Origin of the sequence: Tissierella carlieri (assembly GCF_018917285.1) — a bacterium.
Lineage (GTDB): Bacteria > Bacillota > Clostridia > Tissierellales > Tissierellaceae > Tissierella > Tissierella carlieri.
Genome location: NZ_JAHLOH010000023.1, coordinates 43,900 through 67,492 on the forward strand (window position 1 = coordinate 43,900; position 23,593 = coordinate 67,492).

Annotated in this window: 25 protein-coding genes; all 25 read right to left on the bottom strand. The window is 31.0% G+C overall.

Annotated elements, in window-relative coordinates; genetic code table 11:
- Positions 1-47: 47 nt before the first annotated feature.
- The 25 genes from KQI38_RS06140 to pfkB all read right to left on the bottom strand — a co-directional run bounded on the left by KQI38_RS06140 (position 48) and on the right by pfkB (position 23,585).
- The gene (locus KQI38_RS06140; RefSeq protein WP_338114450.1) at positions 48-404 is read right to left on the bottom strand and encodes a GNAT family N-acetyltransferase; all 357 of its coding nucleotides are present in this window, start codon (positions 402-404) and stop codon (positions 48-50) included.
- A gap of 101 nt (positions 405-505) precedes the next feature.
- Positions 506-706 (bottom strand): helix-turn-helix transcriptional regulator, encoded by a 201-nt coding sequence (locus tag KQI38_RS06145; RefSeq protein ID WP_216556987.1) that lies wholly within the window; start codon positions 704-706, stop codon positions 506-508.
- Position 707: 1 nt separating this feature from the next.
- Positions 708-1,058 (bottom strand): DUF3796 domain-containing protein, encoded by a 351-nt coding sequence (locus tag KQI38_RS06150; RefSeq protein ID WP_216556990.1) that lies wholly within the window; start codon positions 1,056-1,058, stop codon positions 708-710.
- 423 nt (positions 1,059-1,481) lie between these two features.
- A complete protein-coding gene (locus tag KQI38_RS06155) occupies positions 1,482-1,844 on the bottom strand; it encodes a hypothetical protein (protein ID WP_216556994.1) in 363 nt (120 codons plus the stop codon).
- A gap of 579 nt (positions 1,845-2,423) precedes the next feature.
- Positions 2,424-3,476 (bottom strand): serine hydrolase domain-containing protein, encoded by a 1,053-nt coding sequence (locus tag KQI38_RS06160; RefSeq protein ID WP_216556997.1) that lies wholly within the window; start codon positions 3,474-3,476, stop codon positions 2,424-2,426.
- Between the two features lie 123 nt (positions 3,477-3,599).
- Complete coding sequence (locus KQI38_RS06165; RefSeq protein ID WP_216557000.1) at positions 3,600-3,845, bottom strand: hypothetical protein; 246 nt, start codon at positions 3,843-3,845, stop codon at positions 3,600-3,602.
- A 39-nt stretch (positions 3,846-3,884) separates the two neighbouring features.
- On the bottom strand, positions 3,885-4,865 hold the full coding sequence (locus KQI38_RS06170; protein WP_216557003.1) for a hypothetical protein: 981 nt from the start codon (positions 4,863-4,865) through the stop codon (positions 3,885-3,887).
- 46 nt (positions 4,866-4,911) lie between these two features.
- The gene (locus KQI38_RS06175; protein WP_216557006.1) at positions 4,912-5,931 is read right to left on the bottom strand and encodes a hypothetical protein; all 1,020 of its coding nucleotides are present in this window, start codon (positions 5,929-5,931) and stop codon (positions 4,912-4,914) included.
- Between the two features lie 771 nt (positions 5,932-6,702).
- Entirely contained in the window at positions 6,703-8,067 is a 1,365-nt protein-coding gene (gene rlmD / locus KQI38_RS06180) for a 23S rRNA (uracil(1939)-C(5))-methyltransferase RlmD (RefSeq protein ID WP_216557009.1), read from the bottom strand.
- An 83-nt stretch (positions 8,068-8,150) separates the two neighbouring features.
- The gene (locus KQI38_RS06185; RefSeq protein ID WP_216557012.1) at positions 8,151-8,471 is read right to left on the bottom strand and encodes a putative heavy metal-binding protein; all 321 of its coding nucleotides are present in this window, start codon (positions 8,469-8,471) and stop codon (positions 8,151-8,153) included.
- Between the two features lie 21 nt (positions 8,472-8,492).
- Positions 8,493-9,023, bottom strand: a complete 531-nt coding sequence (locus tag KQI38_RS06190) for a TDE2712 family protein (protein WP_235601295.1) — start codon at positions 9,021-9,023, stop codon at positions 8,493-8,495.
- 23 nt (positions 9,024-9,046) lie between these two features.
- Complete coding sequence (locus KQI38_RS06195) at positions 9,047-9,880, bottom strand: CvfB family protein (RefSeq protein ID WP_094900990.1); 834 nt, start codon at positions 9,878-9,880, stop codon at positions 9,047-9,049.
- A 114-nt stretch (positions 9,881-9,994) separates the two neighbouring features.
- On the bottom strand, positions 9,995-11,650 hold the full coding sequence (locus KQI38_RS06200) for a phosphoenolpyruvate carboxykinase (ATP) (RefSeq protein WP_216557015.1): 1,656 nt from the start codon (positions 11,648-11,650) through the stop codon (positions 9,995-9,997).
- Positions 11,651-11,808: 158 nt separating this feature from the next.
- Positions 11,809-12,516 carry an ABC transporter permease gene (locus KQI38_RS06205; RefSeq protein ID WP_216557018.1) on the bottom strand — a complete coding sequence of 236 codons (708 nt, stop codon included), beginning with the start codon at positions 12,514-12,516 and terminating at the stop codon, positions 11,809-11,811.
- An 8-nt stretch (positions 12,517-12,524) separates the two neighbouring features.
- Complete coding sequence (locus KQI38_RS06210; protein ID WP_216557021.1) at positions 12,525-13,214, bottom strand: fluoroquinolone export ABC transporter permease subunit; 690 nt, start codon at positions 13,212-13,214, stop codon at positions 12,525-12,527.
- Positions 13,211-14,065: an ABC transporter ATP-binding protein gene (locus tag KQI38_RS06215; RefSeq protein WP_216557024.1), complete on the bottom strand. Its 855-nt coding sequence runs from the start codon at positions 14,063-14,065 to the stop codon at positions 13,211-13,213. Before KQI38_RS06215 ends, KQI38_RS06210 begins: the two co-directional genes overlap by 4 nt.
- Positions 14,062-14,658, bottom strand: a complete 597-nt coding sequence (locus tag KQI38_RS06220) for a TetR/AcrR family transcriptional regulator (RefSeq protein WP_094900984.1) — start codon at positions 14,656-14,658, stop codon at positions 14,062-14,064. Before KQI38_RS06220 ends, KQI38_RS06215 begins: the two co-directional genes overlap by 4 nt.
- Before the next feature lie 171 nt (positions 14,659-14,829).
- Positions 14,830-17,013, bottom strand: coding sequence for a DNA topoisomerase III (locus KQI38_RS06225; RefSeq protein ID WP_216557026.1), 2,184 nt, complete (start codon positions 17,011-17,013; stop codon positions 14,830-14,832).
- Between the two features lie 16 nt (positions 17,014-17,029).
- Positions 17,030-18,916, bottom strand: a complete 1,887-nt coding sequence (locus KQI38_RS06230; protein WP_216557029.1) for an ABC-F family ATP-binding cassette domain-containing protein — start codon at positions 18,914-18,916, stop codon at positions 17,030-17,032.
- Between the two features lie 244 nt (positions 18,917-19,160).
- Positions 19,161-19,790, bottom strand: coding sequence for a helix-turn-helix domain-containing protein (locus tag KQI38_RS06235; RefSeq protein ID WP_094900978.1), 630 nt, complete (start codon positions 19,788-19,790; stop codon positions 19,161-19,163).
- A 346-nt stretch (positions 19,791-20,136) separates the two neighbouring features.
- Positions 20,137-20,352: a hypothetical protein gene (locus KQI38_RS06240; protein ID WP_216557032.1), complete on the bottom strand. Its 216-nt coding sequence runs from the start codon at positions 20,350-20,352 to the stop codon at positions 20,137-20,139.
- Positions 20,352-20,918 (bottom strand): DUF1062 domain-containing protein, encoded by a 567-nt coding sequence (locus KQI38_RS06245; protein WP_216557035.1) that lies wholly within the window; start codon positions 20,916-20,918, stop codon positions 20,352-20,354. The genes KQI38_RS06240 and KQI38_RS06245 overlap by 1 nt, the downstream gene beginning before the upstream one ends.
- Before the next feature lie 224 nt (positions 20,919-21,142).
- A complete protein-coding gene (locus KQI38_RS06250; RefSeq protein WP_094900972.1) occupies positions 21,143-21,424 on the bottom strand; it encodes a CD3324 family protein in 282 nt (93 codons plus the stop codon).
- A gap of 259 nt (positions 21,425-21,683) precedes the next feature.
- A complete protein-coding gene (locus KQI38_RS06255; RefSeq protein ID WP_216557038.1) occupies positions 21,684-22,541 on the bottom strand; it encodes an AraC family transcriptional regulator in 858 nt (285 codons plus the stop codon).
- Positions 22,542-22,655: 114 nt separating this feature from the next.
- The gene (gene pfkB, locus KQI38_RS06260; RefSeq protein ID WP_094900968.1) at positions 22,656-23,585 is read right to left on the bottom strand and encodes a 1-phosphofructokinase; all 930 of its coding nucleotides are present in this window, start codon (positions 23,583-23,585) and stop codon (positions 22,656-22,658) included.
- Positions 23,586-23,593 lie beyond the last annotated feature (8 nt).

Below are 23,593 nucleotides of genomic sequence, written 5' to 3' on the forward strand. Positions count from 1 at the left end.
TTATCTATTTCACTTTATAATAAAAAATAACTTCTCCATTATCAAATTTATTTTTTGAGTAAACTCTGCATCTTATTATTTTTAGGATCTATACTTGTCGCTATAACATTAAATCCATTTTTTATGACTTCTTTTATTATTAATTGGGTAGCTTCAAATGCATAACCTTTATTTCTAAAGTCTTTAGATATCATTAACCTATCAATATGAAACAAATTAGAATCATCTTTATCCTCCCCAAACATAATGTATCCTACCATTTGTTCGCCATCATAAATCGATTTTGATACTGCTTTAGGGTAAAATTGTGCTTCCGCTATGGAGTATACATTTGGCCATATAAAGTCTCTTTCATCCTCAGAAATTTTTAAGTTTATACATTCCTTCCAATTATCAGAAGTAATATTTTGAAACTTATCATTATTCCTCCAACATTAAATATCCTGTTAATAGTTGTTTGGTTAATTCGTGATATTTTACATATGAACTGCCAAAGACAGTGAAGCTAATCGAATATAAATATTTCTTCAATAGGAGCATTTACCGCTCTTGAAATATCTACAGCAAGTTTTAATGAAGGATTATATTTTCCAGCTTCAAGCCTCATTATTGTTTCTCTTCGTACACCAACAATTTCTGCAAGCTGTTCTTGCGTAAGTTCTTTTAATTGTCTATATTTTTTAAGATTACAAATAAATTCAGCCATATTATTTTTCCTCTAGTATATATAATTTTACAGCATATGCATTTAGTGTAATTGCATATGACAATGAGAGCAATACGCAAATAAAGTTAATATTCCTTATAACTACTGCAACACACCATATAATAAATAGTTCAATAATAGCGAATTGACCAATAAACGCTAATGCTATTTTCTTATCTTCAATATATCGTTCATCCTCCTTGCTTCCACTAATTTTTGCAATAATAAAGTTTGCAAAGAAAGCGAAAAATCCAATGAATGATAAATCTAATAAATTACTAGAATAAAAATAGCGAAAACTCATAAAACCCAAGAAACCAGCGAATCCCATATAAAATTGTTTTCTTATCATAATAAAGCAACTCCTTCTTAGTGATATATTTATCCCTTTATGATATAAATATATCGCTTTAGTTTTGCTTTGTCAATAGTATAAAGAGAAATATTTATCACTTTTATATTCATAAAATAAGTAGTCGTTTGGCTACCTCTTATATAAATTTAAATCATCTTTATTACACATGATTTTACTTATATACACTATATAATCTCTCTATCTATCAATGTATTACTCCATATTTCTAACTTTATATTTCCCATCTTCTCCTATCATCACTCAAATAACTCTTTATTGCTTAATTTAATATGTCCAACTTTTTGAGGTTAGACCATTAGGGGTGGTATTCAGAAACAATAAAAGGAATCCTTAGTAAATATGGTTTCCATCAATCTTTTTCAAGTAAACGCATCCGATTTTGGCTCAATTATAACAGTTTTATAAAAGACGATTCTCCAAGGATTTGATTGCCAGTTTAAGTGCAGTTATACGACGCTCATTTAATGTTTTTTGAGAACTGTCTTCTTTAGCTTTTGCTATTTGTTTTTCGATAGATGGAATGATACCTTGTAGAACTTCTTTAGAAGTTAATATGATTTCTTTGTCATAGCAAAAATCTTCCCCATTCCAAGTACCTTTGAGGCTTTCTATACCAATTCTTACTGCGTTTTGCCTCTTTTTGACAATAGTTGTGTTTGAACCTTTTTTTGTCATACTTTTAAAAGCATTTGAAAGTTTATTAAAAGTTGACTCCAAGGATTTAATGGACAAATCTTGGATTTCTTTGCTAACAGTCTTCATATACCAACCCCACTTTCTTTTTTAGTAATCTGACAGTTAATTAATTTTTAATTGGCAATATAGACGATTGTCGAAAATAATAAAGAGATTCTAAAATGACAAAACATATAATCACGTTCGTAAAAATAGATAAGGTATTTATAATTGGTAGTATTATATGACTTCTTTTATAATTTCACAGGGAAGGGGTTTAAACCCTTCTCTTAATATTTTTCCCCTCTGATTATAGATATTTTTTAATAACATCAAGAAGGACATTTTTCAATGACCTCCTTTTTTCATAATTGATTTTTCTATCTCCCTTTGTAACGTATGCTTGTCTATTCTAACATGAAAGCAGAAAAAACAATTCACAATTCCATTACAACAACGCTACTTTGATATTAATATAGTTATGAAAGCAAAATTAAATCCTGAGATAAAATATAAAGTGATTTCAAACTTCGTAAAAAGCTAGAAGTACAGAGCTATAGAGATTAGCTTAAAATAGTACAAAGGCACATTAAAATAATATAGATAAAAGTAATATAGTCCATAGATAATCATTCCTTGATGACAAGGTCTTTTTGAGAGTCCATACTAAAAAATTCTATTTGCTGCCATAGCAAGTTGAATTGATAATCTAATGGGAAGAGATGCATCAGACATCTGATTAAGATCCCCTACGAAAAATAAATCCTTTACAGGATAATAAAAAGCAAATGAACCTGTTGATCCAGAATGTCCAATTAATTCGCCTTTACCCATAAAAAGACTAACGAGTCCATTTAAGGGAATTTGCATATATCCTCCCCCATAATGAATCGGTCCCATAGAAGCCTGTAGTTTATTATAAATTGATAGGCTACTAAAAATACTCTTATTAAACAGTTTTCCTCTAAAGAATGCCTTTATAAATATCATTAATTCTTGAGCAGTAGTTATACAGCCTCCACTTGCGCCGCTGCTACTCACAAACTTAGGACGGTGGATAATTTGATTCATATAATAGATTTTAGGTATCTCATTATGTCTATCCTCAGGAAGATACGTATTCACTAACCGAAGTGGTTCAAAAATATACTTTTCATATGCTTTGGATAATGTTAAACCACTTTCTTTTTCCACGATTTGACCCAATATATCAAAGTTTATATCTGCATAGTAAGCTTTTCCTTTCTTTCTAGGTTTAAAATGAGGTTTTAACTTCTTAACACTACTTATGGTGTCGCAAAAATTAATATGAAAATCCTCTTGTATAATTCTATTTATTAAGCTATTTTCCCCTTCTAGGTACACATCAGGCAGCCCGCTTGTTTGAAACAATAGATCAGATACTGTTAATTCAAAAGAGTACTCTCTACCCTTATAAACATGAATTCCCTTTAAAATATTTATATCAAAATAATTTACAATTTTATCTTCCAAGGATAATTTATTCTGCTCTAACAATATCAAAATACAAGTGGTAGTAAATAACTTAGTAATACTTGCCATAAGCAATGGAGAATTTAATTCTTTTTCTCCATATCTTTTCATAAGTGAGAACTCCCCACTTGTATTTTCTATCAACAAAATTCCCTCATTGATTTTTTTTGAGCTTGTAAATTTATTAAAAACTCTTTCAAATCTCTCCGTTTTAATAATTGTCATAGTCACTTCCCCCTATATTTGACCCTTATTGACTTTGCATTTCTTCAGTACTTCCTCCATATAGATAATCTAAAACCAGACCTCCAAATCACTTTTAAAAAAATTTTCCTCTAATAAAATCTCTTATTTCCTACTTATTTTACCTGTTTTTTCATTCCCACGTTTGAAATTACCAGTAATCTTAGCCATTATCAATTGTGCTTCTATTTTATCTGCCTTTGATACTTTAGATAAAAATTTTTCACTTTCTTTACCTTTTAATATCATAACTTGTTTCCCATGCCAAGAAATAAATACCCTATTATCTTTCGATACTCTATATGAGAAAACTTCTTCTTTAAGTTTGTTTCTTTTATCTATCCCCTTCAATTTGTAGAGCCCCCTTAAAATATTTTTAAAACATTTACTCTACTTTGAAGCATTATATAATATTTCTAGTACATAAGTTGTATGATCTATTTTCCTATTTAGGTTAGTTCTCCAATTATCAGATAGCTTATATGAACTCAATGCTGCACCAAAATCCCAAAGCCCATCCTCACCTCGTCTATTTATAAGCCATTCTATCTCATCATTAAATTCATCATAGAAGCCATCAAATGATGATAGAACACCCATAGTATGTATCCAACTGGATAACTCCTTAGTATTTTTAATAAGTTCAGGTTTTTCATATAACCTTGTATTGGTATAAAAAATAGTCTCTGGATAGGAATGTAGCCAATGCAGATATTGTCTTTGTATATCTACTGGTATTTTATCTTTAATATGAGCAAATAAAATAATATTATTGATACTATTAAGTCCTATATACTTGCCATGGATATTTACTCCAAGCACCTTTTTTGAAATATTATCTATTTGAGAACTATCATATAAACCACTTTGAAAACTATTCTGTAATATATATATCCATTTTAAACAGTTTTCTATATAGTGAGGGTTTTCAGAATTAAACAATGCTAATCTTGATGTAATAAACAGAGGCACTGCTGGCTTAAACCATTTGTTTCCTTCCCAGGCATCAGGCCATAGTGATAAATCGCTGAGCATATTTTCCATATGAATGCATGCCTTATCAATAATCTTATCACCACGTTTTAAACCAAGTGCATATAAATAGAGCAATACTGATTCTGTGGTCTTGTATTTTTGCTTTACCCTAAAATCTTGACTATGAAATCTTCCCCAGCTACCATCACAATGCTGCTCATTTTTTATACTTTGTACCCATTTACTACAGTTTAGTTTTCTTCTAAGATCAATCATTACTTCTGAGTTTGAATCATAACTGCTGAAATTAGTTAAAATCTTATATTTTACAACATCAGAAGGATTATGAGATAATAGGATTTCTGATATTTCCTTTAGATAAAATATATGAATCACCAACCCTTTTCTTTATTAAAAGCTATTCTAATTTATGAAATGTTACTTAGTATATTTCAGAATAATACAATATTAGTAAACTTCTAAATGTCAAATCACACATACGTCTTTCTTCTGTCCTCCAGTCTTTTTCCAATGCCAATCCAATATAAGTACCCCACTTTGTAAAATAATAATGATTTAATTTCTTTTTGAATATTCCATCATTTTCACTTAAAATATGAACAAGAAAATCCACTTGATCCTTTAGCTCTTCTATATGCTTCACTACTCCAAGTCTAGATAGTAATTCCATTCTATGAAACCACATCATCCAATCTTTATCTTTAAATGTATTCATGTCTTGATAAAAATCATGCATGCAAAAGGAAGCTGGTGCAATTAATTGGTGTCCTTTTAGTACAAGTATATCTGAAATAGGTGATAACTTTATTAATTGACCTATTGACGAAGTAATTATTTTTTCGTTTTGTTTACTTCTCCATGTCTTTGTAAAGGCAAGAAGTCTAAGGTCATATATACTTGGCCATTTCACTTCATTCTTAAAAATCAATTTACTTTTATACTCTTCTGTAATGTCTTGTATTTTGTCTACAGAAAGTATGAACTTAAATTTATCTAGTGCATTTTCTATTTGTTCTTTGATGAAATCTTTATTTTCTATACCTGCATAAGCAAAGATAGTGGATCTAATTAACTGTGAACCTCCAAACCCTTTTTCATCTAATATCTTACCAACATTAAATAAACATCCTTTATCAAAGGTATCCTCTCTTCTTTCTAATTCATTCAACATTTTTTGAATTGGAAATTGTTCTGATAAAACGCCTTTTTCCGATAATACTCTTATTGCAGTTTCAATTCCCTTCTCACTATGGAAATCCTCATCTATCCAACCATCTGAATTTTGTTTTGCTATAAACTCCCGAATCAGTTTATCCTCTAAAATTTGACTTTGCAGTTTTTCTTCTTCATATGAATCTATATCATTTAGAATTTCTTTTTTTATTCTATACTTTATGGATGAACAAGCATTATCTAATAAAAATTCTATTGCTTTATTCATATGTTCCTCCTTTCACTTTTAATCTTTTTCCCTTCATAATCGTTACTGCTCTTAGCTAGTTATACTAATAGATGATTAAATTTCAATCTATACAAAATCTCCTTAGACTCCATTTCAAGCTTTAGATTTATAAACCACTCAATCTGAAATTTTGTACTGTTGATTCCAAATTGCAAATTAAGAGCTTCAAAAATACTAATATCATCGATACTTTCAAATATACTGCTCTTTATCAAGCATTGATAAATATAACGTTAGCAAGTTACTTCACGCCTCTCTCTACAGGAAGTTTTGGCTTTCAGTACGTCTTTTAATCCACCGAGATGGATTACAGCCTTTATACAGCTTTCTTTAAAGCTTCTGAACACTACACTCTAGTATTCTTTAACCTTTCTGCTGCTTATTTTGTTAGTATATAGTTCATTATATTGTGTCACTTCAAATTGTTTTGTCTATGCCACAATTATATTCTGTTAAACCAATATTTTCAAGATATAGTGAATTAACTTTAAAAATCTTATCTAATTTTAAATTTTTTCATGTGTAACCATCCTAGTTCATGTGAAATTAAAAGCACAAAGATTTCTTCATCATTATCCTGATTCCTTTAAATTTTTCTCTATTCAATTTGCATTTTTAAGGTGTCTTCTTCGAAAATCTACTATGTCATCTATAAAATCGCCCAAAAAAAGAGGCCAAAATTGCACTTTTTGACCCAGTTTTTTGCTCACTTTTCATCTCAAAACCACTATATGTTGTGGTCAAACTGTATTATTTTCTCTCTGAACCACAATACGTCATCATTATTATACTCTCAACGTGACTCGTATACGGAAACATATCCACAGGCTGCACTTCATCTACCTTATATCCATTTTCCACTAAATACTTAGCATCCCTTGCCATAGTAGTGGAATTGCAAGATACATAAACTATTCTTTCTGGACACATATTTACTATTGCTTCTAAGACTTCCTTTTCGCAGCCTTTTCTTGGTGGATCTAAGACTATTTTATTTCCCTTAATTCCCTTCTTCATCAATCTAGGAAATATTTCTTCTGATTTACCTACTATAAATTCTGCATTGTCTATATTATTTAATATTGCATTTTCTTTAGCGTCTTCTATAGCTTCTTTTACTATTTCTATGCCATATACTTTTCTAGCATTGGAGGCTATATATAATGAAATAGTTCCTATTCCACAGTACAAATCATATATAATATCATCTTTATCTGAATTCAAATATTCCATAGTCTTATTATATAAGACTTCTGCTTGAGTTCTATTTATTTGAAAGAAGGAGTTAGGCGATAAGTAAAATCTATACTCTCCAATATAATCTAAAAGTCTATCTTCTCCATAGAGCTTTATATACTCTTTTCCATATGTAATGGACGAATTTAGTTTATTAATGTTTTGATAGATACTGATTACATTTTCCTTAATTAACATATCTATTAATTCTTTTTCATTAGGTAATCTATCACTACCAGTAACTAAAATTACCATGGCTTTGTTGTTTCTATTAATTCTTATACCAATATGACGAAGTATTCCTTTTTTAGTTTTTTTATCATAGGGCCTAATATTATATTGGTTCATCCAGGTTCTGATTATCTTTAGTATCCTATCTCCTATTTCAGGTTGTAGAATACTACCTTCCATATCCACTATGTCATTGCTATTAGTTTCATAGAATCCAATAACAATTTTTCCATCCTTCTCTCCAACTGGTATTTGTACATGATTTCTATATCTAAAGGGGTTATCCATACCGATAGTGTCTTTTACCTCTACATCCAATAATCCAGCTATTTTGGCAAGATCCATCTTCACCTTATTTCTTTTCCACTCTAATTGCTTAGAATATTTATATTCAACAAGAGGTATGCCTCCCCTTGCCTCTGCTATATCAAAATCTAATACTACTCTATCCTTTGAAGGCTCAGTAATATTAACTACTGAGCCTATGGCAAAATTCTTTTTAATTTCATCTATTTTTACTACTACTTTATCACCTATCAAACCTCCAGCGACAAAGACAGTAAAGTTATCAATCTTTAGTACTCCATTACCTTCATGAGTAAAATCAATTATTTCTCCTTCAAATCTATCTCCTATGTTGATTTCCATATTTTCCTCCACCTTGTAATTACTTACTTAGTTATACCCTTATAAAATTAAATACCCTTCAAAAAAGGGTATTTATTAGAAAACTATTCTACAATTACTGCTGTACCTGAGGCAGTGACCATTAGCATATTTCCGCCTTGACCTAATACTTCATAGTCAATATCTACTCCCACTACTGCATTTGCACCCATTTGCCTTGCTCTGGATTCCATTTCTCTAAGAGCTTCCTCACGAGCTTGTATAAGTTCTCCTTCATAGCTTCCAGATCTTCCACCAAAGAAATTAGTCAGACTGGCTGCAAAATCCTTGATAAAGTCTACTCCCGCTATTACTTCCCCAAAAACTATACCCTTATACTCTGCTATTCTTCTTCCTTCAATAGTTGGCGTTGTAGTGGTTATCATCTTATATGCCTCCTCAAAATATTATTTTACAATCTCAAATAGCTTTTCTTCTACATATTCCTTAAATGGTTTCCCAGCTATATTTACCTTAGTCTCATCCATGAAATCTACCATTAATCTAAAGAAGTTAATTACTAACTTATTATCATCTATATAATATTCTGCTTCATGACCTGGTATGAAGATTACTTCTAATTCTTCAAATTTTGTTTCTCCGCTTAATTTCTCTTTTACATCATCTAAATTTAATGTCTTCACAGGCTTAACCATATTATTCATATTACCTAAGTCTTCTAACATCCACATGTTATTGTTCCAAAACTTTCTCTCTTGTTTAGTTGAATTGTTTAGAAGCTCTCTATTTGATATTGCTGATAATACTTTCCTTACAGATTCTTCATTGAAATCAGGGCCATATAAATATTTCATTTCTTCCTTACTTGCTACTTCTCTCATAAAAGATTCTGCTACCTTATCTCTTTCTGCAATTGATTGCCAAAAATAAAGCATCATTTCTACTGTATCAAAATTAATTTTTATTGTCTTTACCACCTAGATCGTCTCCTGTTCTTTTGCTATTTTAGTTTGATTCCATTATCTTGTATCGTAATAATACCTTCTTTGTATAATCTACCTACTGCTCTTTTAAATCCTGATTTGCTCATATTTAATTCTTTCTTTATAACTTCTGGCGGGCTATTATCACCTAGAGGTAAAAACCCATCCTTTTCCTTTAATTTTGATAGAATTACTTTTGCATCTTGATCCATTTGAACGTGAACTCTATCTCTTAGGCTTAGATCTAATTTCCCATCTTCTTTTACCTTAGCGATTCTCACTTCTATAATATCGCCTACTTCATAGGCTCCAAATAATTCTTTTTTGGGAATTAATCCGTCATATTTGTCATCCACCGCCACAAAAGCTCCAATATCTCTATTGATACTATAGATTGTTCCAGCTGCTTTATCATTTTCTTTATAAGGTGAATCTGTACTCAGCATATCCTTAATTTTCATAGTAGCACATATTCTATTAGATTTATCTACATAGACACCAACTAAATATTCCTTACCTTTATCTATTGAGCCAACAGTCTCGCTAAAAGGTAAAAATAGGTCTTTTTCTAATCCCCAGTCTAAGAATGAACCTATTTTAGTTTGGCTAACTACCATTAAATGTCCCAGTTCTCCAACTTGCAACTTTGCTCTATTAGTTGTAGCTATAATTCTATCCTTTGAATCATTGTACACCATTACCTCTATCTCATCTCCTACATTTAAACCCTTAGGTATTTGAGATTTAGGGAGTAGTATATCATCATCTGCATCATCACTTATGTTTAAATAAGCTCCAACAGAGGTAAATCTTTTAATTATTAGTTTTTGTACTTCCCCAAGCTTAATCATAATTCACTTCCTTCGTAATTCATTCTACTCTTATTTTATCACAATAACAATATTTTATCTCAATAATTTTGGAAAATTTTAAAGGGCGAACAAAGTTCGCCCCTACTTTAATTATTACTCGTAAATTTCTTTTTCTAATTTCTCTAATTGTTCTAATGCTTCTTTAGGCAATTTATCTCTTCCGCCCTTAAAGGTTTCCATATTTAATAAGAATTCTTTTCTATAATCAATACTGCTAAGCCACATTTTTTGATATTCAACACTATTCATATCTGGTATAAAACCTTCTATTTCCATAAATTCAATATCTGAAAAATTACCTAATTGTTTAAATTCAGCTTTTTTAGTTGCAATATCTTCAAGAATTTTTAAGGTAACTTCCTTTGGAATCTTTTTATCTAAGAAATGTCCTGTATTAAATATATAACATTCAACATTTCTATTTGCAAATAATTCCTTAAATTTTTCATAGTCGTTTTCAAGAGGATAAGTCCTAAATGGATTCGCATATGGCTCAATAACTAAAGCATTCATATCTACACCGCTAGCAAGTCTTTCGGCTGTAGATCTTTTAGTTGCAAGTGTAGCTCCCATTGTTGAAGCAAGTATAGGGTTATTTATTTTAATTACTGGAGGAATAACAGCATCTTTCATCAACCATGATATTGCATCTACTGGCTCATCAATTTTATTTACTCTATTTTCAGCCCATAATTTAGATTTAACAGCTCTACCATTACCATTTCTTAAATCTTCCGTTACTATTACCTTGTTTCCTTCGTCATCCAAAGTTATACCACAGTTCTGTACTGTAATCAAATATTTATTTGATGGATGGTCTGTTGGATAATCTTGAGTCTTATCAAAGTAGGAAGGTTCTAATGCAACAGATGATCCGTCTTCAGTTGATATTACATAAGCATCATCATGAAGAATTGTTATATCGTATTTTCCATCATGTTTTTCATGAGTAATGGTGGATTTTCCTGAACCTGATAAACCAAAAACACCTATTGTATATTTTTCATTCCCTGGGAAATTATATCTCTTCATACCGCCATGGCATGATGCAAATCCATTTCTATTTGCTATACCCCAAGCTAATGTCAATGTTCCTTTTTTATGTTCTCCAAAATATCTCATTCCACACAATAAAGCACAATTATGCATTGGATCAAATAATGCTAATCCATTTGGATGAGTTGGCGGATAGTATTCCGGATCGGATAATATATAGATATCTCCCTCTGGTAATTTAACTGAGTCTTTGTACATTTTAATGTACTCCTCTGTTATATATTGGAAGTTTAACATCCAGCTATACATTGTATTTTCATATCCTTCTGGTATTAATAAATGTGCTTTTACCATAAAGTCTTTGTCCAGTCCTATAACTACTTGGGCATGATATAATTTCTTATATCTTGTATGAAAAGCTGCCTCTCTTGCAATGCCAGCAAATTGTCCTTCGTCTACATTATTCTCTCCAATAATGACCCTTGCACCTGCAAATCGTCCTGTTATTTCACCATCATTAAATAAAAGTATTTTGGATTCTTCGTCTAATCCTAATTCTGTCGGCCTATGTACTGGCATATCTGTAACTATGGTACCTGGTGAATTCTTAGCTAATTTATACGCCTCTGATAATGAAGAAACCTTAACTACATTGTTGCCATAAAAAGTAGATTCAATTGTAGTACGTATAGGAGAAAAGATAGGATTGTTCTTAGTTATATCTTCTCTTCTATAGTTTGCTATTGTCGCCATTTTTGTCCCCCTCATAATATATTCACTGTTAGTATTTTTCAACCCTAATTATAACAGATATAATTATATTTTGGAAGAACAATATGACATGTTTTATAATTAATTATGTTATTCTACTTTGGTCTTTTTGTTTGATTAGTGTGTTATTATGTTAAAGTCTAAACTTTTCTTGAAAACCTTTTTGTAAATAACAAAATCCATAGTAAACAAATAGATATACCTATAATAAGGGAAAGTATATTTGCTTGATTATAGATTGCTTCTCCAATCCAAAAACTAGGCAAAATAACAGTACCATAACGATAAGGTGCTGGAATAAATGGCTTTGCAAACAGTCCCAAAAGAGTGATTGCTGAAAGCTTGCTTATGGCCAGACCTTCTACTTTGTTATTTGAAAATGCAACAATCAATATAGAAATAACAGCCCCCATCCCCATTCCTATAAAACTTGAAATAAGTATCTGGGTCCATGTTAAATTCGTTAAACGAAAAATAACCATTACAATAATAGTACAGCACAGTGACCAAAGCATTGGTAACACGATTCTTGCCAAAAGGTAGGTTTTATGTTGTGCAGGTGTAATTCCATAATATGTTCCCGTTCCTTCGTCTTTTTCATCTAACATGATAAACGCACACGCTATTGCTAACATCATAGGTGTTAAAGCAGCAAGCATTGCATCTGCTAAGGAATACCATTCTTCTATGGAAAAATATAAGTGTTTTTCTAAAATCTGATTTAAAATTGGCAATCCGAATTTAAAAACTAAACCTATTAAAAATGGAGACGGCAATAATGCCAAAAGTATTCCATCACGTCCAGCTTGTATCAGTCCCATTTTAAAAACTCTATAAAGCTGTCTCATGCCTTATCTCACCTCCTGCACCCTTTAAAGATTAAATTTATTCTTGACAGTGTTATAAGCAGAAAAAAACATAACCAAATAATAAGCACTGTTAAATTATAAAACACTTTTCCTGTTCCACTAATACAGTAATATATCAGATTCCATAAAGATGTACTTGGAATAAGATTAAATAGTGGATTCCCCAATCTAAATGCTGTCATAAAAGCAGGCAGCATCAATATAACTTGTGCTGGAACACATATTACCATATAATGATTCACCGTTTTTGCAAAAGAAGCAAAATATAAGCCTACAAGTGTAAAAATACAAGAACCTATAAATACACTGAATGTCATCAATAATATATTTGCTGCACTATTAACCCCAAAGAATATAATTGATAATGCTGCTAAAGTAGATATTACTCCTAATGAGATTATTTTTGAACTAATATATTCTATAGGCTGTAATGGTGAAATGCTCCAGAAACTATGCAATCCTTCTTCTTTTTCTAAAAGCCAAATACCGCCGATAAAAAAGAATCCTAGCATAGCGGGATCTGAAAGTATAATAATAGACGATACTGTATGCTTATATGTTGTGGGAATTGCTTTAAGTAAAATAATATATATAAATGTGATAAATGCATATAAAAAGTAAAATCCATACTTAGCTTGGTAACAGATATCATTCTTCAAAGCTTTTAAAACTCTCACAGTAAGCACCTACCTGTTAATTCAATAAATACATCCTCCAATGACTGCTCTTTAGAATGGATTTTTGTAATATTGGAGGATTTCAGAGCATACATAAAGTCCATATCATTATAAAGCTCTGAGAGTAATACATTTTTATTTTTATCAATACCATTCTTAATGTATGAAAACTCAACAGAGGTATTTTCTTTTGACTTGCGAAGTGTTTGGGGCGAATCTAATGCCTTTATAGCTCCATCGACTATAAAAGCAACTCGATCGCAAAGCTCTTCTGCATCATGCATATTATGTGTTGTAAGGATAATGGTTTTCCCCTGTTGTTTTTGTTCCAGCACAATGTCTTTTAAAATTCTTGCATTAGCTGGATCAAGTCCACTGGTCGGCTCATCCAGAAACAATAGTTTCGGATTATGCAGCAAGCACCTTATGAATCCTAATCGCATTTTCATTCCCTTTGAGTAACCCCCAACTTTTTTATTTGCATCTGAAAGCAAACCCATTCTTTCCAATAGAGGGATAGGGTCTAATGATTGTTTTTTGTAGAGAGAGGAAAAGTAATTGAGGTTTTCCATAGCAGTAAACTTATTGTAAAAATTCGGAAACTCAAAATCTACGCCTATTTCCTCATAGAAATCAGATAAGTGTTTATTTACTTCTGAGCCTAAAACCTTTACACTTCCTTGATAATTAGGTAAGACACCTGTTAATATTTTTTGCAAAGTACTTTTTCCTGCACCAGATGGTCCTAAAAATCCAAATATTTCACCCTCACCAACTTCGAAACTTACATCCTTAATTATATTGACAGAAGTACCGGGATATTTTGCAAATACATTTTCAACAGCAATCATTTTGTATCCACCTCCACAATCTCGGAAATCAATCCATTTACAAGTATATGCATAACAGATTCCTTTACATTTTCATCTTCTTTTTGCAGATACAATGATGACATAAATAATACCTGACATGCTTTTGCTGCTATAGTTAAATTACACTTAAATGTAACACCCATTTTCTCAAGCTTCTCAAATACTTCAACATCTTCTAGGGTATGCATCTCTATTAAATCTGGTGGAAGCTTTCGATATAAATATGCTATTGTCATTTCATCAGTCTTTTCAATTAGTGGATAATGCTGAGCACTTTCCAGCATCCAGAAAAATATTTTCTTAGTTAAGTCAGTGGGCATTTCCGATTTGTTTTCACTTAAAAACTGTTCCATATTTTCTCTCATTTCACGTTGACAATTATTTAAAATATCCATATATAGATGTTCTTTATTAGAGTAAAAACTGTAGAAAGAACCCTTAGCAATTCCCGCTGCCTTCACTAACTCATCAACAGTTACTTTTTTTAAACCATACTCAACAAAAAGTTTCTCACCTTCTCTAAGCAAGGTTTCCTGTATGGCTTGTTTTTCACTTTCGGTAAATTTAGGCATTTTAAACCTCCTTTCTATATGACTATTTATATTCTTTTAGTCATATAGATAATAACATGATTTTGCTAATAATACAATAACTATTTTAAATTACATGATTTATATTGATGTGATGATATAGACTCTTGAATACAAAAAAATAACAGCAGAATTTAATCTGCTGTCTTAGGTTTAAAACTTTAATTTAGATAATGCATCTGCCAAATCCGTATTCAGCGGCTCATTTTTTTCCTTCTTCTGCTGTTTCATATAATTAGCTACTTCCTTTTTAGATACATTATTCTTTTCTTTTGCCTTTCTTTCATTAAATGACGATAGTTTTTCTCTGTATCCGCATTGACAAGCAAATATTTGTGCTTCCCCTTCTCCACGCAGTTCTAATTTTTTCTTGCAATTTGGACATCTTGCGTTTGTCTCTCTGGATATATTTTTCCTATAGCCACATTCTCTATCTTGACATACATACATTTTTCCTTTTTTTCCTTTGACCTCTAGCATAAATTTTCCACATTCAGGGCATTTATTTCTAGTCATGTTATCATGTCTAAATGTTTCATCACTGTTCTTTATCTCTTTAACTACAGTTTTAGAGTATTCTTTCATTTCCTTTATAAAACTATCTTTATTTAGCTTACCTTGGGAAATAAGCCCAAGTTTTTGCTCCCATTCTGCTGTTAATGCCGGAGACTTTAATTCTTCTGGTACTAGCTCTAATAGCTGTTTGCCCTTTGATGTAATAAATATATCCTTACCATTTTTCTCAATTAAAAATGTATTAAACAACTTTTCAATTATATCTGCTCTAGTGGCTACTGTACCAATACCACCTGTTTCTCCTATTATTTTTTTCAAGGTTTTACTTTCATCACTCATATATTTTACTGGATTTTCCATTGCTTGAAGTAAGGTTCCTTCGTTAAATGGTGCTGGCGGCTTGGTCTTTCCTGTTGTTTGCACCAGTGATATTACCTTTAGTGTATCTCCTTTATTGATTACTGGAAGATTTTGATCCTCATTATCTTCTTCATCTTCATCATAATAATTATTTAAGTATACTTCCTTCCATCCTGCTGATATTACTCTTTTCCCTTTAGCTATAAAGTTTTCATCACCTATTTTAGCCTTAATAGTTGTTTGTTCATATTCAGAGGGAGGATAAAGTACTGCTAAAAATCTTTTAACTACTAAATCATATATTTTTCTTTCATTATCATTGAGCTCTGACAATAAAACTCTTTGCTCAGTAGGTATAATGGCATGGTGATCTGTTACTTTAGAGTTATCTACAAAAGATTTATTAACTTTTATTGGGCTAGCAAGTATTTTTGATGCAATCTTTTGATATTGTCCTATACCACAAGCCTTGATTCTATCCTTTAATGTATCCACCAAATCATCGGATATATATCTAGAGTCTGTCCTTGGATAGGTTAATATCTTATGATTTTCATATAATCTCTGCATTATAGATAGAGTTTCCTTTGCTGAAAATCCAAATATCCTATTTGCATCTCTTTGTAAATCAGTTAAATCATATAGCGTTGGAGCGTATGATTTCTTAAGGATTTTTTCTACCTCTATTACCTTAGCATCTTTACCTTTTAGAGATTCTAATATTTTTTCGGATTTACCTTTATCAAAGGTCTTTATATCTTTGGTTTGATTATCCTGCCATATTAATTTTAGCTCCTTTGTGTTAGCAGTAATCCCATAGTATTCTTTTGTTACAAATTTTTTAATTTCATCTTCTCTCTGTGCAATCATAGATAGTGTAGGAGTTTGTACTCTGCCACAGGATAATTGAGCATTATACTTTACTGTAAGTGCCCTAGTTGCATTTATACCTACGAACCAATCTGCCTCAGATCTAGCTACAGCAGAATAATAAAGGTTTTCATATGCCTTACCATCCTTTAGATTATTAAACCCTTCCTTTATAGCTTTATCTGTAACTGATGAAATCCATAATCTTTTAATTGGTTTCTTTACATTTGCCTTTTCTATAATCCACCTAGCTACAAGCTCACCTTCCCTTCCGGCATCTGTAGCTATTATTATTTCCTTTACATCCTTCCTATGCATTTGCTCCTTAACAGCATAGAACTGCTTACTGCTCTGTCTTATGACTTCCAGTTTCATCCTTTCTGGAAGCATTGGAAGATCTTCCATACTCCAAGTCTTATATTTTTTATTGTATTCTTCGGGATCAGCTAATGTAACTAAATGACCTAATGCCCATGTTACAATATATTTATCTCCTTCTAAAAATCCATTTCCCTTCTTATTACACTTCAATACTCTGGCAATATCCCTGCCTACAGAAGGTTTTTCTGCTAAAACTAATATCTTATTCATATAAACATCCTTTCATTTAATCCCTTTTTTGTTCTTCTATCTTTTCCACTAATTCACTTAGATAAATCCATCTTTCCATCTTTTCCTCTAATTTATTTTCTATTATTTCTTTTTCCTTGAAAAGTTCTTGAAGTTTTGTATAGTCACTAGAAGCCTCTGTCATCTTAGTTTCTATATCCAATATATCGTTTTCAAGTTTTGCAATGGTCTCATCTATTTCGTCCCATTCTTTTTGCTCCTTAAATGATAATTTTAAGGGTTTATTATTTTCCTTTTGTCTTTCCTTTTTTTCTGGTTTCTTTTCTACCACATTATTTTCTTTTTCCATTTTAGATACTTCTTTAAAATATTCATAATTTCCAGTATATCCTATTATTTTTCCGTTTCCTTCAAATACAAATAGTTTCTCAACTACCTTATCCAGTAAATATCTATCATGAGATACTATAATTACTGCACCAGGAAACTCATCAATGTAGTCTTCTAATACAGTCAGCGTAGTTACGTCTAAGTCATTTGTCGGCTCATCTAGAAGAAGTACGTTTGGTGCTTCCATTAACACCCTAAGCAGATGTAGTCTTCTCTTTTCTCCTCCTGAAAGCTTACCTATTGGTGTCCATTGAAGTTCTTTAGGGAATAAAAATCTCTCCATCATCTGAGAAGCTGATATCTTTTCTCCATCAGATGTTTCGATATATTCTCCCCCTTCCTTTATAAATTCAATGGCTCTAAGATTATTATCCATATGAATATTTTCCTGAGCAAATACTCCAATTTTCACTGTTTCCCCTATATCTACTGTTCCTTTGTCTGGATTAAGTTTACCTGAGATAATATTCATTAAAGTTGATTTGCCACTTCCATTTGGTCCTAGGATACCAACTCTATCATCCCTTAGAACAATGTAGCTAAAATTATCTATAACCTTCTTTCCCTCAAAGGACTTCTCTATATTCTCTATTTCAATTATTTTTCTACCTAATCTTGTTCCTCCTACAGATATATCAAGCTTTTCATGAGGAGAATCTATTTCTCTGTCATTTAGTTCATTGAACCGCTCTATTCTAGCCTTCTGCTTTGTAGTCCTAGCCCTTGCTCCCCTCATCATCCATGCCAATTCATTTCTAAGCAAGGATTGTCTTTTCCTTTCACTGGCGACTTCCATTTCTTCTCTTTCCAGCTTTTTCTCTAGAAAATAGTTATAATTACCTTTATATGAGTAGATATTTCCTTTATTTAATTCAATTATTTGATTAATTACTCTATCTAAGAAATATCTATCATGGGTGATCATAAGGAGTGCTCCCTTTCTTCTGCTTAGATATTCTTCAAGCCAATCTATTGTAGTATTGTCTAAATGGTTTGTAGGCTCATCTAATATAAGTAGTTCGGCAGGATTTATTAAAGCGGATGCTAAGGCTACTCTTTTTCTTTGACCACCAGATAAATTTCCTATCTTCTCATTAAAATCTGTAATTCCAAGCTGAGTTAATACTGATTTCGCTTCAGATTCCAAATCCCATGCATTTGCTTCGTCCATTTCTCCAGTTAATCTTAGAATTTCTTCATTCTTTGTATTTGGATTCATAATAGCTTCTTCATATCTTCTGACTAACTGAATATTTTTAGAGTTACCTTTGAAAACCTGCTCTACTACAGTAGCATTAAGATCGAAGTCTATATCCTGTGGAAGGTATTCAACATTTACATTATTTCCTTTAATTACTCGCCCAGTATCAGACTCCTCTATACCTGCTATAATCTTTAGAAATGTGGTTTTACCAGTGCCATTTATACCTATTAAACCTATTTTATCACCATCATTTATTCCAAAATTTATATCCCTAAATAATTGTTTTTCGCTATATGCCTTTGATAAATTCTCTATAGATATTAGATTCATAATATTACCCTTTCATTTAAGTTTTCTAACTTAATATTATAACATATATTAGACATGCAAAACAAAAAACGAAGAATTAATTCTCCGTTTTTGCTCTAATATTTTTAATTTGTTTATGATAATCTATAGCTGGTTCTTCTTTAATTTTTAATATTAATCCTTGTTTTTCCTTTTTCAAGCTGCTTCATTTTATTTCCTAGTCTTTTTAGACCTTAACCGCTTTAATAATTAATAATTCAACTACTTAATTAAATCGTTTTATTGTCAACCTATAACCCCAATTAGCTAGAGCACATAATGCCAATACAAGAATACCTCTTAAGGCCATTTCAAGCCATAATTTATTTATAATTAACCCTATTAAATGAAATGATAAAAATATACTCCCTATATAAAGTATGATAAATAGAGTTAGACATAAATTTTTCTTTTTCTTCTCTCTGTCTATATACTTTAATACTTTTATATAGCCGAAAAAATACCATAGGATCCCTATGAAGAACAAGAACATCACGAAGATATTTAACCATAAACCTCCAATCCTGGGAATTTTATAGAAGAAAGTATCCACAATCAAAAGACCAGCATAAAAGATAATCCAAAGAATCGTACCAATGGTCAAATTCTTATTGCTCTTGACTACATTTGTGCTATCTTCTAAATGTTTAATCATACCGGCATCTCCTTTCAGTAGTTCGTCTAAACTAACTTTATAAAGGTCACTTAAAATAATGACACTAACAATATCGGGATAGCTTTTTTCATTCTCCCAATTAGATATTGTTTGTCTTGAAACATGTATTTCATTTGCAACTGTTTCTTGAGTAAGTCCTGCTTTTGAACGAGCAGCTTTTAACTTCTTACCTATCTCCATTTGAATTTCCTCCTTACACCATTATTGTTTCATAATCTTGGGAATTCGTCTATCAAAATGCTTTTCCATTAGCTGTTTTTAGACTGTCAAAATTCTTTGACATATCTTAGAATCAAGCTTTTTCAGGTGTTACATTTCATGAAAGTTAATACAGTGTAAGTTAAAAATAGAGCGGTTTCATAGTTATTCTAATCATAAAATGTTACTGTTCACACTAAAAATATCACCAATACCATGCATAATCATTTCAAATGATGCTGCTGCATTCCATATATTGATCTACTAAATCACCTTCTAATTTACATTATACTTCATGCTGATAAATATTGGTAACACTTATACCATATTACGGTAATTTATCATTTCTATTACATCCATTATATTTTTTTATCAAAAGCAAATTTCCATAATATTCTTCTTTCTGACTATACTTTCTTTCTAATTCTATATCTATTATTTCACTATCATGAAAATAGCTAGTCCAGAGAAAATGTTTAATATACTTATTATTAGGGAAATTAATCTCGTCATTAATAATTACTCCATAGGCTGAGTTAAACACTATATTACTATAAATTCTCCCTTAATTAATATTTCTATCATACCTTCAAAATAATTATATATTATCTCTATAGTTCCATCCTTCTCCAATGATTTAACTTTGCTTCTTGATATATGTAATATATTAGCGACTAATTTATCTATCCGAATTTTTAATTGCTGAGAATTACATACTGTAATATAATCTCCCTGTTTAAACTCCATATCATCTCCAATAATATAATAATCTACACTTTCCCAATCAATATCTGCTTTGTTCTTTAAAAATAATTGCTTATTCTTTCCACAGTCTAAAGCAAACTGTAAATCATTCATTAAAAATTTGTTATACTCAATCTTAGAAATGTCAGTCACTTTTATTCGTTCATAAATACTTAAATTATAAGTATGCTTGCATTTTTCACATTGATAAATCAACCATATATCTAAATATTTTCCATTGGCATTTACTCTAAACTTCCTTGTATTTATATATGTTGCTTTACATCCACATCCAGAACAATTGCGAATGATTTTATATGAATCCTTTTGTATAATCTTATATTCAATTTTTCTTAAATAGCCCATTTTGCACTCCTTTGTTTATGAGAGATATTCAAAAGGCTATTACATTATATTGTTTATTTGCAATAGCCTTAACTATGCAAAATAAAAAGGTGTACCCATACTTTTTCCTCCTTAAATTTTGTTCTATTTCCAAAATCTATTTTAATTCCTTTTATGCTACGTTTCTACCTTAAACTCTTTTCATAAAAAAGAATAAGCCAATACACTTAAAGTGCATTGACTTATTATTCTCTAATTGTTTTTTTCATTTTAAGGATAATACGCTGTATACTCTTTTCAGATAAAAAGTATTTCTTAGCTAATTCCATAATTTTATGTCCTTGCTGATAATCAGCATATATTTGTTGATTTCGTGCATCTAATTCCCTACGAATATTGGTTCTCTCTCCCCATTCTCGTCTATTATTATCTTTTCTAGGAATGTATATATATTCTCCATCAACGTAATTATGAATTAATTCAATAATTTCTGCTGGCAGAATATCTTCTGCTCTCTTATAGCTCATTTTGCCCTCCTAAAATAATATTCTTTTAGGAATAGCAATGGCTATATGGCAAATTAAATTTTTCAATTAAATTGCAATAGCCAATGCTATGCAAAAATAACATATCTTCTCATAAAGCAATCCCCCTTCTTAAATTAGTATACTTTATGTGAACTTAAGATGCAACTGTCTACACTTTCATCTAATATAACTAAAATAACATAAAAAACGGCAAGATTTTACTCTTACCGTCCTCCTATTTTCTATTTAATTACCTGTATTAATTATGTTTTTTTATAACAGGTATCCATACTTCAAACTTTGCATCTTGCGGATCTGGTGATAGATATACTTCAATATCAGGTCCATTGGCATATTCATAGCCTGATGTAGGAAGCCATTCAGTTACAATTCTCTTTTCAAGTTCTTGTATAGAATATGGCATAGTACCTTCTCCATAAAAAATTGCCCAAGTTAATGCAGGAACAATATATTCTTCAAACTCTTTATCAATAGGCTTATCACTTGCAACAGCAATATAATACTTCCAATTTTCTTCTTCGTTACATGCACTTACTCCAAGTACACCCATGGGCTCAGAATTCATCATGGAAACAAGCTTTTCCACAGTTCCGTTCTCTGCTACCCTTTGCCACATTTGTGGAACAATCTCAAAGTTTTTCTCAATCTCCTTATATAAAGGTTGTGCTACTCCAATGATTCTAAAACTATCTCTCTGTTCAATTCTATAGTTCATCTCCACATCTCCCTTAATTGTTATTTTGAAGCTAATTGGAGGGAATGCTTTGATTAATGCACCTTTTACTCTTGCCTGCGATGGTGTAATTCCATGTACGCTTTGAAAAGCACGGTTAAATGCAGTAGGAGAATTATATCCATATCTCAAAGCAATATCAATGACTTTATCATTACTATTTTGCAAATCAACAGCTGCCATTGTCATACGTCTACGACGAATATATTCTGCAAGAGGTACATTTGCTATATAGGAAAACATTCTTTGAAAATGAAATGTAGAACAGCAAGCAATCTTTGCAATCTGTTCATAATTAACTTCATCTTCTAAATGTTCTTCAATGTAACTTATGGCACTATTTAATCGCTCTATCCATTCCATCCTCTTCTCTCCTTTACAATCAAGTATAATGTAAGCGAACTATTTTTTCCTCTCTATTAATGCACAAATAAGAGAGCTAGAAAAAAACTTCACTTTGACAATCTTCATCTGATTTTACGTTAATTTTTCTATCAATATTTTCTCCATTATTCTATCTACATTATTTTTATTCACTTTACCAGTTTCACTTTCCATCGCATTTGCAGTACCGCAAGCTGCTCCAACCTTTAGCATGGTTTCAAAATCATAGTTTCTGTTTATAGCTACAGCAAATCCAGCAATCATAGAATCTCCTGAACCTATAGGATTTAATGCTCTAATACTAGGTATTATGACTTTATATACATCATCCTTGTGAACTGCCATAGCCCCCTCTTCCCCTAATGATACAACTACTATTTCAATATCCTCATTTGACAAATCTTTAGCTGCTCTAATTAATTGTTCATTAGAATCAATCTTTATACCAGTTAAATCCTCCAGCTCTTTTTTATTAGGCTTTACTAGATAGGGCCCCGCATCAATACCAAATCTTAAAGCCTCTCCGCTAGTATCTAATATAAATTTTTTATCCTTTTTCTTTGCAAGATTAATCATATCTCCATATATTTCCAATGGTACACCATAGGGTATACTTCCTGAGGCACAAATAATATCTGCTTTTTCTAATAATTTTTCATATAAATTTAGAAATTCAGCAATCTCATCTTCTGATATAGATGGTCCTCTTTCTAATATTTCCATTTGGTTTCCATCACTGCAAATAACAGCTAAACAAGATCTAGTTTCTTCATCAATTTTTATAAACCTATGTGAAATATCCATATTATTCAAGCCTTTATCTATATAATCTCCACTGCTTCCCCCTAAGAATCCAGTTGCTATTACCGGCTCATCTAGAGTCTTTATTACCTTTGTCACATTCAAACCCTTTCCACCAATTGTATATTGATAATTATCCGTTCTAAAAATCTTCCCTTTTTCAATCTTATCTATATTGTATCTTCTATCAATGGAAGGATTTAAAGTAATTGTTAATATCACATATATTC